This window comes from Streptomyces sp. NPDC090442 (assembly GCF_044769405.1).
Lineage (GTDB): Bacteria > Actinomycetota > Actinomycetes > Streptomycetales > Streptomycetaceae > Streptomyces.
In genome coordinates, this window is the sequence record NZ_JBIVXW010000035.1 from 91,770 (window position 1) to 104,065 (window position 12,296).

The window sequence follows — 12,296 nt, forward strand, 5'->3', positions numbered from 1 at the left end:
GCATGTGCTCCGGGTACGTGTGCCCATGCGCCCGTCCGTGCGCGCTGGCCCCTCAACGCCCCCCACGCTTCGATGAGTTCTGCGTGGGTCGGCCCGCTGTACTGGATCCAGTGGGCTGGGGGACACCGCCACCTCATTCCCCGCGGGTGGCGGTCCGGTCCGGGAGGCGCAGCCCGCTTCCCGGACCGTCGCGGGGACCGGGCGCCCACCCGGCCGCCGCGTCGCACGGCGGTCGAGTCCGGGGTGCCGGCCGGGACCCAACTCGGCGGAGCGGCACGGACTTTGGCTGAAAATCGACGGGTGATGCTTTCACGCCGTCGACCGCTCCGGGGGCCACACGGGGGGCCACCCGGGGCCGTTTGCCGCGCACCGCGCCCGCCCGGCATCCGGCCACCGCCCCCCGACGCCGGCGCCGCGCGCCGACGGCCCCTCCCCGTCACCGGGGCGCCGCACCGCCCCTCGCCGGCCCCGTCGGCCGGGCGTCGCGCGCCCGTATACGGGCCGTCTCCGCAGCCGCCCGCAGGCCAGCGCCATGGCAGCATGGACCGCACGGCAGACTGGGGAATCCGCTGCGCGGGGCGGCCGCCGGCCACCCGGGCGGACGGGGAATCGGGTGGAGGCGGCGATGCGCTGGCTGGTGGGGTGGAGCAGTGCCGCGACCACCGACAAGGGGTGCCGCTCGCTGCTGCCCGTGGGCGCCCAACTCCTGTGGGGCGACCCCGATCCCCTCTGGGCGGTGGGCGATTGGCGGCCCCATGAGGTGCGCGTCGTGCAGGCCGACCCGGAGACCCGGCTCGCCGTCTTCGGGGTCTGCGGCGCCACCGACGACCAGTTGAAGGTCGGCCTGTTCGCCGCCCGCGGGGGCGCGCTGCGCCACCTCACCGCCTGGCCGGGCAGTTACACCGCCGTCGCCCAGGTGGGACGCCGGATCACCGTCACCGGGGATCTGGCCGGCGCCCGCCCCGTCTTCCACACCCGTTGGGCCGGCGGCACCGCGTACGCCACCGCCGCCCTGCCGCTCGCCGACCTCGTCGAGGCCAGCCTCGACGTCGGCCACCTGGCCGCGCTGCTGGCCTGCCCGGACGCCCCCGAGGCCCTCGGCACCGGCACCCCGTACGACGGCGTGCACCGCGTCCCACCCGGCCACGCCCTGGTGCTGCGCAACGGCACCAGCGAGCGCGCCTCCTACGAGCCGCCCGCCTCCCTCGCCGTCGCCACCCCCCAACTCGCCCCGGAGCAGGCCGTGGACGGCGTCCGCGAGGCCCTGGTGGAGGCCGTCCGCGCCCGCCTGGCGGCCCCCCGCTTCGCCCCCGACCCGGACGGCCTGGACCGGCTCGACCCCGGCCCGGTGCCCGGCATGGGCCCCGCGGAGCGGCGCGCGGCGCGCGGCGGCCCGGCCCCCGGCATCGGCGCCGACCTCTCCGGGGGCAGCGCCTCCGGAACGCTCGCCCTCCTGGCCGCCGGACTCCCCGGCCAGCCGGGCAGGATCAACGGCCACGGCGAGCGCCTGTTGGCGGTGACCTTCAACGACCGTGCCACCCGGGGCGGTCAGGACGACCACGAGGCAGAACTGGAGCGTGCCCGCGGGATCGCCGAGAACCCCCGGCTGCACCACGTCGTCGTCGCGGCCGGCGAGGAGGCGCTCCCGTACACCGGCCTCGACGCCCTCCCGCTCACCGACGAGCCCGGCCCCGCGCTGGTCGTCGCCGGCCGGCACCGCAGCCGGCTGGTGTCCGGCGGCGCCGACCACTTCGTCGGGAACGGCGCCCGTCAGGTCCTCGACGCCCACCCGGCCCGCCTCGCCGACCTCCTCATGGACCGCCGCCGGCGCCATCTGCTGCGCCCGGTCACCGCGTTGGCCAGGGCGGACGGCCCGTCCGCGCACTCCGTCCTGGTCCCGTTCACCGTCTACCGGGCCGCCCGGAGGCTCGCTCGCACCCCTTACGCCACCGGGATCGCCGAGGCCGCCCGCCGCCTACGGGAGCGGGAGTTCGCCGACGAGCCGGTGGCCGGCGGCGCGGTGGACGCCTCGCTGGCCGCGCTCACCTGGTGCCGCCCCGGGCCCGCGGCCCGCTGGCTCACGGGGGAGGCGCTGGCCGAGGTGGCGGCTCGCCTCGGGGACGCGGCCCGCCGCTCGCCCGCCGCCGGCCGTCCCGGCGAGTGGCGGGCCCGGGCCGCGCTGGCCCGCCAGGCCGCCGACCACCGGATCTTCGAACAGGCCGCCGAGGTCCGCAGTCAGCGGCTGCACGCCCCCTTCCTGGACAACCAGGTGGTGCTCGCCTGCCGCGCCCTGCCGGACACCCTCCGGGTGCAGCCCGGCGCCCGGGCGGCCGTCCTGCGGTCGGTCCTGACCGGCGCCGGCGTCCGGGACCTGCCGTCCGGTTGGGGTGCCGCCGCGCACCACCCGCACTCCGCCGCGGCCCGCGCCGGACTGCGCGCCGCCGCCGGCCCGTTGCTCCGGCTCTTCGAGGCGCCCCTGCTCGCCGACGCCGGACTGATCGAGGCACGGGTGGTCCGCAAGGCGCTCCGGGCGGCCGCCGAGGGCGCCCCGCTGCCCCTGGACGGGCTGGCCGACCTGGTCTCCACCGAGCTGTGGCTGCGCCGGCTGTTGGCCCGCCGCGGCTCCTGCTGGACGGGCGCGGAGGCGCCGCGCCAACGGGCTCTCGCCGGGGGCGTGGTGCCCCGCGCCCGGCTCGCCTGAGCTGCCCGGCCGCCCGGCGCGGGCGGCCCGTTGGGGACGGCCCCGCCGCCCGTGTTCCCGCAGGGGCGGACGACCGGAGCATGGCCCCGTCCCGGTGCTCCCGGCAGAACGGCGCACCAACCCGGCGCACGGCCTTCCCCGCGCGCCCAGGGCAGGGGCGTACACCGGCGCACATTCCGACGTGACTGCTGTTGCCGCGCCCCGTTACGGCGCGGTGGCCGGCTCGTCCGCCACCGCCCGTTCCCTCACCGGCAGTTGATCTGCGACCGCGCCCAGTCCCCCAGCGCCACCAGATCGCCCGCGCTCTCCGGCTCGACCACCAGGCGCAGCGTCTTGCGCCCGGCCAACGGGACGTGCACCGGCACCGCCGGCTGCCCGCCGTGCACCACGGCCGACCGCCACAGCCGGACCCCGTCCGCGTACACCGAGAAACGCAACGCGCCCAGCCCCAGGCTGAGGTCGTCGACGCCGGCCACCGCGTCGTACGCGGTGCACTGCCGGTTGAGGTCGATGACCACGGAGGACGACGCGTGCACGCTCACCCCGTGGGGATAGGTCGTGCCGCCGATGCTCGGGCGGTTCCGCTTCCACAGCCAACTGCTGTCGAAGGCGCGGACCTCCGGCTTGGTGCCGTCGCCCGCGAAGTCGTACTGCAACGCGTTGACCTGATACGGCGTCGGCGGCGGGGTGGGCGTGGGCGTCGGAGTCGGCGTCGGCGTGGGCTTTGGTGGAGTCGGCGTCGGCGTGGGCTTCGGCGGAGTCGGCATCGGCTTCGGGGGTGGCGTGGGGGTGGGCTTCGGCGGCGCCGGCGTGGGCCTGGGCGGCGCGGGCGTCGGGCTGGGCTTCGGGGCCGGGGCGCTCACCGGGGGCCGCGGCGTGTGCGACGGCGGGGGAGCGGGCACGGCCGGCACCGAGGGGGCCAGCGGCTGCGCCCGCGGCTTCGGGGCCGGCTGCGACGACCCGGACAGCGCGAACGCCAGCGCCGCGCCCGCCACGACCACCAACCCGGCCCCGACGGTGACCTTCACCGGCGCGGCCAACCCCTCGCCCGCGGCCGCCCCGCCGGAGCCCGCGGACGTACCGGACCCGGAGCCCGAGGCGGCCGCGGCCACCCCGGCGCTCGCCGCAGCCCCGGCCCCGGCGACGCCGGCCACCGCCGCGGCACCCTTGATCGCGTACCCGGCCGCGAACCAACCGATGACCGCGACCGGCAGCACCGCACCGATGCGCTGGTTGAGGTCCGCGACCTCCAGGGCCGCGCCGCGGCACCGGGCGCACGCGTCCAGGTGCTTGCGCAACCCCCGCTCGGCCCGCATCCGCAGCCCGCCCCGGGCGTACGCGCCGAGCCGGTCGGCGTAGCGCGCGCAGTCGCCGCCCGAGGTCAGCGACTGGCTCACATGGGCCTGCAGATACGCCTGCTTGAGCCCCTCCCGGGCCCGGTGCGCGAGGACGGCGGTGGCGTTGGCGGTCAGCCCGAGCAGCGGCGCGACCTCGCTCGGCGACTCGTCCTCGATGGTGGTGTGCCACAGCACCGTCTGATAGCGCTCCGGCAGGCTCTGGAACGCCCGCACCGCCATCGTCTGCTCGGCCTCGTGCATCGCCCGGACGTCGGCGCCGAGGTCCAGGGTGTCGTCGTCCAGGGACGAGCCGGCCGCGGTCACCGCGAACACCGCGAAGTCCTCGACCAGGTGCTCCCGCCGGGCGGTCTTCGCCCAGACCGCGGCGACCCGCCGGACGGTCGTCAACAGATAGGCGCGCACCGCCGAATCTGGCCCCGCCCCGCCGCGCACCGCCTGGAGGGTGCGCGCGAACACCTCGCCGGTCAGGTCCTCCGCGGTGTGGGCGTCCCGGCAGCAGCTGCGCGCGTACCGGCGCACCGCCTCGGCGTGCCGGCGGTAGAGCTCCTCGTAGGCGCTGTCGTCGCCGGCCCGCATGGCGGCCACCAACTGGGCGTCGGACGGCGGCAGTCCGGCGTCGACGCCCTCGGCGGTCGGCTCGCCCTCCGCCGGCCGGTCCCGCCGCCGGGAGTGCCGGCGCTGCGCCGGCACGCTGGGCCCGGCGCCCTCCGGACCGGCAGCCGGGGGCGTCGCCCCCAACGGCCCGGACTGGCCCGGCACCTGACCCGACGGTGCGCCCACGCCCTCGCCGCGCCGCTCGTCCCGCCCGTCAACACCCATCGCCGAGGCCCCCGAACCCACCGTCACACCGCAACACCGCGCAAGCGTGCCACACCCGGGGCCCGAGCCTCAGAGCCCGGGTGGGCAACCACTCCTCCGGGGCGCCCGCACTGACGTTCACCGGCAGCGGCCCTCCCGCCCCGGCCGCGGCGACCGCGCCACACCGGCCCCGGCCACCGCACCCGGAACGCCCGCCGCGGAAGCCCCGGCCCGCCCCTAGGGGCAGCCCCGGTAGGCCCGATACGCCCGGCGACGCGACGACCGCCCCCGCTGACACCCCCCGACGCCACGCCCCGCCCGCCCGCGCGCCTCCGTGCCCCGTGGGCACCGCGCCGCCGGGCCGGCCGCCCCGCATCAGGTGGTGGGACGTGACCGCAGCCCTTCCAGCAGGATCTCCAACAGCCGCGCGGAGGCGGCCTGTTGCTGTCCCGGATCCGGCAGCGCCGGCGCGCCCGTGGCGATCACCAGCAGCACGTCGGAGACCGTGACGCCGATCCGCAGCGCACCGGCCGCCCGGGCCCGCTCCACCAGCCGTCCGACGACCTCCAGCAGCGCCTGCCCGCCCGGCGTCTCCTCGGCCTCGGTGCCGGTGCGCGCCGCGTCCGCCTCGCCCGGCGCCGCCCGCTGCAACGGCACCCGCGCCTCGATCCCGCCCTCCGGCACCCGGACCTCGCCCAGGCCGTCGGGCACCCGCTCCTCGCCCGGGCCGACCCGCAGGATGCCCGGCGGCAGCAGCCGCCCCGCCCCCGAGGCCACCGACGTCCGCAGGAACCGCGCCAGCGCCGACCACGGATCGTCCTCCTGACCCAGCGCGGCCCGCGCCTGCTCGGTCAGCCGGGAGGTCTCCTCCTCGGCTATCCGCCGGACCAGGACGTCCTTGCTCGGGAAGCGGCGGTAGACCGTCCCGACCCCGACCCGGGCCCGCCGCGCCACGTCCTCCATCGGCGCGCCGTACCCCAGTTCGCCGAAGACCTCGCGCGCCGCGCGCAACACGTGCTCCAGATTGCGCTGGGCGTCGACCCGCAGCGGTGCGCTCCGACCGTTGGCGCCGGTCGCGGCGCCCGTTCCCTTGCTCCCGGCGCCGTTGGCACCGTCGGAAGCGGCGGTCACGGTGACCGCCGTCGGCCATTGAGAGCCCTGAATGTGCATAAGTGATCCCCCGGTAATGACGTCTCCCCCCGGAGACTCCCCGCCCTGACTGCCGGGGTGACCCGACGAAAGGGTGCACCCCAACGAGATACGAACATAGTTGAGCCCGCGTCAAGATTGAAGAGGGTCCTCCGCCTGCTACGCCCCCCGATCGGCCTAATGGGCCGGATCTGCTCGGGGCCCTCTTCCTCCCGCCTCGCGCCAATCTCCGCCTGACCAGCGTACTTCGCAACGGTGATGCGGAATGTCCCGCTCCGCACCACCGCTGGGTACCGGCCATACTTTTCGACCGACCTGTGGACAAAGCCGTTGCGGCAGTGCGTCATGGAACAGTGCTGTGCGCTCCGGGGGCACAGCGCCCGTAGGGGGTGGCCGCGCCGCCGGCCCGGCCGCCCGCTCGGTGGCGCCCCGGCCTGGTCGACACCGCGAGGAGAACCTCTGTGAAGACTGTGTCTTCGGAGTATTCGGACGCCGTGGCGCGCATTCTCGTGGTCGGTGGTGGCTACGTGGGGATGTACACCGCCCTGCGGCTGCAGCGCACGCTCAAGCAGGAACTGCGGCGGGGCACGGTCGAGATCGTCATCGTCGACCCCGACCCGTACATGACGTACCAGCCGTTCCTGCCGGAGGCCGCCGCCGGCTCCATCTCCCCGCGCCACGTCGTCGTCCCGCTGCGCCGCGTCCTGCCGCACTGCACCGTCGTCATCGGCGAGGTCACCGCCATCGACCACGACGAACGGAAGGCGACCCTCACCACCCTGGCCGCGCGGGAGACCGGCGACGGCGCCCACACCCTGGCCTACGACGAGCTGGTCCTCGCGCCCGGATCAATCTCACGCACCCTCCCCGTCCCCGGCCTCGCCGACGTCGGCATCGGCTTCAAGACCGTCGAGGAGGCCATCGGACTGCGCAACCACGTTCTCGAACAGCTCGACATCGCCTCCTCCACCCGCGATCCCGAGGTCCGCGACGCGGCGCTGACCTTCGTCTTCGTCGGCGGCGGCTACGCGGGCGTGGAGGCGCTGGCCGAACTGGAGGACATGGCCCGCTACGCCGCCCGCTACTACCACAACATCCAGCCCGAGGACATGAAGTGGATCCTGGTCGAGGCCACCGACCGGATCCTGCCCGAGGTCGGACCCGAGATGGGCCGCTACGCCGTCCGCGAGCTGCGCGCCCGCAACATCGACGTCCGGCTCACGACCCGCCTGGACTCCTGCGAGCGGCGCCTGATCCGGCTCAGCGACGGCTCCCGCTTCCCCGCCCGGACGCTGGTGTGGACCGCCGGCGTCAAGCCCCACCCCATCGTCGCCGCCAGCGGCCTGCCGTTGGCCGGCCACGGCCGCCTCAAGTGCACCGCCGCGCTCCAGGTGGACGGCGCGGAGCACGCCTGGTCGGCCGGGGACGCGGCGGCCGTACCGGACCTGACCGCGCCCCTGCCGGCCACCTCCGACGCCCCGCGCACCCTCTGCGCCCCCAACGCCCAACACGCCGTCCGCCAGTCCAAGACGCTCGCCGCGAACCTCACCGCCGCCCTGCGCGGCGGCGAGCTCCGCAACTACCGCCACAAATACGTCGGTTCGGTGGCCTCGCTCGGCCTGCACAAGGGCGTCGCGCACGTCTACGGACGCAAACTCAAGGGCTATCCCGCGTGGTTCATGCACCGCGCCTACCACCTCAGCCGGGTGCCCACCTTCAACCGCAAGGCCCGCATCCTCGCCGAGTGGATCCTGGCCGGACTGTTCAAGCGGGAGATCGTCTCCCTCGGCTCGCTGGAGAACCCGCGCGCCGAATTCGAGCTCGCCGCGGGCACCGGCCGGCACAACGAAGCCAGTTGACCGGCCGCCCCACCAGGGACGTTGACCGCCCGCCCGACCGACGCCGGCCGGCCACCGCGGTACCGGGAACTACCCTCGCGCGCCCGGCGTCTGACGGATGACCGTCCGGTCGGCCACACTGGACGTGTGACCATGGGTGGGCTCGTATCTGCGAAGAGTGACAATCACGAGGATTCAGGACGTTTGCTGCATTCCACCAGAGGGTGCCGACAGCGCCCCCAGCCACGCCACGGGGCGTTCCCCCACGCCGACGGCCCGACCCCGCGCGACGACGCGAAGTAAGAGGTATCCCTCCGTGATCTTCACGCGCTGGAGCGCCAAGTTCCCGGGCACGCAGCGGCGCACCGCCGCCCGGGCCGACCGCGCCGCCCCGTCGACCACCCCGCCCGCCGGGCCCACCGCACACTCGGCCACGCCCGCCCCCACCGGCGACGCACCCGCCGGCCCGCCCGGCACCGTCCCCGCGGCCCGCGCCGAGGGCGCCGCCGGCGAGGACGCCCCGCCGCACGCCACCCCGCCCACCGTCGACGCGCTCTCCGTCCACGACATCCTCGGCACCATCCCCGCCCTGGTCGCCGTCGTCTACGGCCCCGAGCACCGGATCGCCTACGTCAACGGCGCCTACGCTGGTGTCTTCGGCCCCCGCCCCGCCGGCCGCACCGCCCGCGAGGCCCTACCCGAACTCGGCGAACTGGGCCTGCTGCCCCTGATGGACCAGGTCCTGCGCAGCGGCAGGCCCCGCACCGTCAAGTCCCGCAAGGTCCCCGCCGGCGCCGGCGGGGACCGCACCCGCGACGGCTACTACACCTTCACCTGCACGCCCATCGAGGTCGCCGACAGCGGCCCGGCCCCCGACCCGGAGGTCGCCTGCGTCGCCCCGCACAAGGGCGTCCTGGTCTTCGGCGCCGAGGTCACCGACCAGATCGAGTCCGCCGAGCGCCTCCGCGCCAGCGAGGCCCGCCAGCGCGCCGCCGCCGTCACCCTCCAACGCTCCCTGCTCCCACAGGAACTGGAACAGCCCGACGACCTCCGCGTCGCCGCCACCTACCAACCCGGCGGCACCGACGCCGCGGTCGGCGGCGACTGGTACGACGTGATCACCCTCGGCGCCGGCCGCACCGCACTCGTCATCGGCGACGTCATGGGCCGCGGGGTGCGCGCCGCCGCCGTCATGGGCCAACTCCGCACCGCCGTCCGCGCCTACGCCCGCCTCGACCTCCCGCCCCACGAGGTGCTCCAGCTCCTCGACGGCCTGGCCGCCGAGATCGACGCCAGCCAGATCGCCACCTGCGTCTACGCCGTCCACGACCCCAACGAAGGCCGCCTGGTCTACGCCTCGGCCGGCCACCTGCCGATGCTCGTCCGCGACGCCGACGGCACCGTCCGCCGCGCCGCCGAACCGACCGGCCCGCCCCTGGGCACCGGCGGCTGGCTGCACACCTCCGGCACCGTCCCGCTCGGCCCCGGCAGCAGCGCCGTCCTCTATACGGACGGCCTCGTCGAGCGCCGCGACAAGGACATCGACGAGGGCGTCGCCGGCCTGGAGCGCGCCTTCGCCGGCGCCACCGGCGCCCCCGACATCGTCTGCGACCGGCTGCTGCGCTCCCTGGGCATCACCGCCACGCACGACGACGACGTCGCCATCCTCGTCATCCAGAACCCGGTCCGCACCGGCCACGACGCCGAGCTGTTCCACAACGCCGCGCTCGAACTCCACGGCGGCACCGAGGCCGCGCCCCGGGCCCGCGCCTTCGCCTCCGGCGTCCTCGCCTCCTGGCGCTTCTCCCCCGAACTCCACGACCTCGGCGTGCTGGCCGCCAGCGAACTCGTCGCCAACTCCCTGCAGCACGGCACCCCGCCGATGCGCCTACGCCTGCGCCGCACCGACCGCCGCCTGATCATCGAGGTCACCGACGGCGACGACCACCTGCCCCGCCGCCGTCGGGCCGAGCCCGTCGACGAGACCGGCCGCGGCATCTCCATCGTCGCCACCATCGCCTCGTCCTGGGGCTCCCGCCGGACCCCGGGCGGCGGCAAGGCGGTCTGGTGCGAATTCGCCCTTCCCAAAAGCTGATCCCCGGCCCGCGGCCCCCTGTCGGGGCCGCGGGCCGGGGCCGGGCCGCGCCACCCGCGGCCTCCCGGAACGCGTCTCAGACGGCGGCGGCCACCGGCTCGGCCTCCACCCGCTGCGCCGGCACGGCCGCCCGGTGCGGCTGGTCCTGCGCCGGGGTGAGCATCCGCCCCAGCCGCAGCGCCAGCACCGTGATCCCCACCGCGCACGCCGTCAGCATCGCGATGTACGCGACATACATCCCGTGCCCGACCATCAGCGCCCCGACGGCCGGCCCGACCGCCAACGCCAACTGCTTGACCAGCGCGAACGCCGAGTTGTACTGACCGATCAGCGAGGCCGGCGCCAGATCCGCCACCAGCGGCGACACCGTCGGCGACAGCAGCGACTCCCCGACGCCGAACAGCGCGTACGTGGAGATCAGCAGCACCGTCGCCACCACCTGCGCCCCGTGCACCAGCCCGGACAGCCCGGCGGCGATCCACGCCACCGTCCATATCAGCCCCACCAGCGCCATCACCCGGCTCCGGCGCCGCCGCTCGACCAGCCTCAGCACCACGAACTGCGCCGCCACGATCGCCGCGGTGTTGGCCGCCAGGGCGATGCCCAAGGTGGCCGGCTCGATCCGGGTGACCTCCGTGGCGTACGCCGCCAGCCCCGACTCGAACTGCCCGTAGCAGGCGAAGAACAGCACGAAGCCCAGCACGCACAGCCACACCATCCGCCGGTCGCCGAACAGTACCCGCCAGGCGCCCGCGGCCCGCTCCTCGGACGGCACCGCGTCCTCGACCTTCGGCGCCCGCGGCAGCCGCACGGTCGCGATCGCCGCACCCAGCACCAGGAACATCACGGCCTCGATGGCGAACAGCCGCACAAAGCTGGACGCGTGCGCCTCGTCCACCAACTGACCGCCGACCAGGCCGCCGATCCCCAGCCCCAGGTTGTTCAGGAAGAACTGGGTGGCGAACGCCCGCGAGCGGGTCACCGTCGTCGAGCACCACACGATCATCGTGGCGAGCGCGGGCTGGATCACCGCTATACCGGCACCGAGCGCCGCCGCCGACGCGATCACCATCGGCTCGCTCGCCGACAGCCCGATCCCCAGCGAACCGACGGCCGCCGAGACCGTACCGACGACGGCCACCGGCAGCGGACCCCGCCGGTCGATGGCCCGACCCGTCAGCGGCAGCACGACCAGCGCGGAGACCGCCAGCATCGCCAGCACCACACCAGCCGTACTCGCACCGAGATGTCGCACGTTCGCCACGTAGACGTACAGATACGGCACGGTGAAGCCGTTGCCGAACGCGCTCAGCGCGTTCCCCAGCTGGATCCGGCGCAGCGCGGCGCCCATCGCGGTGGTCACACTCACCTACCTAGGTCAAGTCGCAAAGACGGATAACGAGTAAGGAACCCCCCGGGTCAAGCCGAGGCACGGTGCGGGACGTCCAAGACCGGACAGTCACACCCTCAAGACTTCGACCCTAAAGTTCGAAGCTAAAGACTACATGACGAAGAACTTCAACGCCAATGACTTTCGTGTCATACTTCGCCGCATGCCAGAGCCCGCAGAACCGGCCGCCGGCACCGCCGAGCCGAGCGCCGAGCCGAGCCTTGAGGAACAGATCGCGGCCTACCAGCGCGAGTTCCAGGACCTCGACCCCCAGGTCGAGAAGGTCGTCTCCGCACTCCAGCGCCTCAACCGACGGATGAACGTCGCCTACGGACGCCAGACCGCCACGCTCGGCATGAGCAACGCCGAATGGGAGGTCCTCAAGGCCCTCGTCGTCTCCGGGGCGCCCTACCGCATGGGCCCCGGCGAACTGGCCAAGCACCTCGGCCTCACCCCGGCCGCCATGACCCACCGCATCGACCGGATGGCGAACGAGGGCCTGGTGACCCGCGAGCGCGACGAGACCAACCGCGTGCGCGTCATCGTCGAGCTGACCCACGAGGGCCGCGAGAAGTGGCTGGAGGCGATGCGCCTGGCCACGGTCTTCGAGGAGGAACTCCTCCAGGACTTCTCCGGCGACGAACGCCGGCTCCTCGGCGACGCGTTGACCCGCCTGCTGCGCCGGGTCGAGGCCGCCCAGCCGGACGCCGAAGGCCGCCTCAGCGACCTCGACTGACCCAGGTTGACACACCCTCCCCGGATCCGTAGTGTTCTCCGAGTTGCCAAAGAGCCGGAACGGTTCTGCGGCGACCATCCCGCCGCTTCGCGGCATCTCACTACTGCACGGCTCCTCAACGGGATTGAATTCCGCGTGTCGAAATTCGTTCCGGGCGTCTGATTAGGCGTCACCGGGGAATTCCGCTAACGTAGTGATCACCCCGCCGACGGGGAATCGGAACGAAATTCG

Annotated in this window: 7 protein-coding genes; 4 read left to right on the plus strand and 3 right to left on the minus strand. The window is 75.0% G+C overall.

Features of this window, described 5'->3' with window-relative positions; genetic code table 11:
* Window positions 1–625 precede the first annotated feature (625 nt).
* Complete coding sequence (locus tag ACIQU6_RS24530) at window positions 626–2,701, plus strand: asparagine synthase-related protein (RefSeq protein WP_403483814.1); 2,076 nt, start codon at window positions 626–628, stop codon at window positions 2,699–2,701.
* 245 nt (window positions 2,702–2,946) lie between these two features.
* Here ACIQU6_RS24530 and ACIQU6_RS24535 read toward each other — a convergent pair whose 3' ends face one another.
* On the minus strand, window positions 2,947–4,878 hold the full coding sequence (locus tag ACIQU6_RS24535) for a sigma-70 family RNA polymerase sigma factor (RefSeq protein ID WP_403483815.1): 1,932 nt from the start codon (window positions 4,876–4,878) through the stop codon (window positions 2,947–2,949).
* Between the two features lie 354 nt (window positions 4,879–5,232).
* Window positions 5,233–6,027, minus strand: coding sequence for a TetR/AcrR family transcriptional regulator (locus ACIQU6_RS24540; protein ID WP_403483816.1), 795 nt, complete (start codon window positions 6,025–6,027; stop codon window positions 5,233–5,235).
* Window positions 6,028–6,467: 440 nt separating this feature from the next.
* Here ACIQU6_RS24540 and ACIQU6_RS24545 point away from each other — a divergent pair, with 440 nt between their 5' ends.
* Together ACIQU6_RS24545 and ACIQU6_RS24550 are read left to right on the plus strand one after the other, a co-directional pair.
* The gene (locus ACIQU6_RS24545) at window positions 6,468–7,865 is read left to right on the plus strand and encodes an NAD(P)/FAD-dependent oxidoreductase (RefSeq protein WP_403483817.1); all 1,398 of its coding nucleotides are present in this window, start codon (window positions 6,468–6,470) and stop codon (window positions 7,863–7,865) included.
* 295 nt (window positions 7,866–8,160) lie between these two features.
* Window positions 8,161–9,939 carry a SpoIIE family protein phosphatase gene (locus ACIQU6_RS24550; protein WP_403483818.1) on the plus strand — a complete coding sequence of 593 codons (1,779 nt, stop codon included), beginning with the start codon at window positions 8,161–8,163 and terminating at the stop codon, window positions 9,937–9,939.
* 76 nt (window positions 9,940–10,015) lie between these two features.
* Here the strand turns inward: ACIQU6_RS24550 and ACIQU6_RS24555 are convergent, their stop codons facing one another.
* Window positions 10,016–11,302, minus strand: a complete 1,287-nt coding sequence (locus tag ACIQU6_RS24555) for an MFS transporter (protein WP_403483823.1) — start codon at window positions 11,300–11,302, stop codon at window positions 10,016–10,018.
* Window positions 11,303–11,492: 190 nt separating this feature from the next.
* Here ACIQU6_RS24555 and ACIQU6_RS24560 point away from each other — a divergent pair, with 190 nt between their 5' ends.
* On the plus strand, window positions 11,493–12,065 hold the full coding sequence (locus ACIQU6_RS24560; RefSeq protein WP_403483819.1) for a MarR family winged helix-turn-helix transcriptional regulator: 573 nt from the start codon (window positions 11,493–11,495) through the stop codon (window positions 12,063–12,065).
* Window positions 12,066–12,296 lie beyond the last annotated feature (231 nt).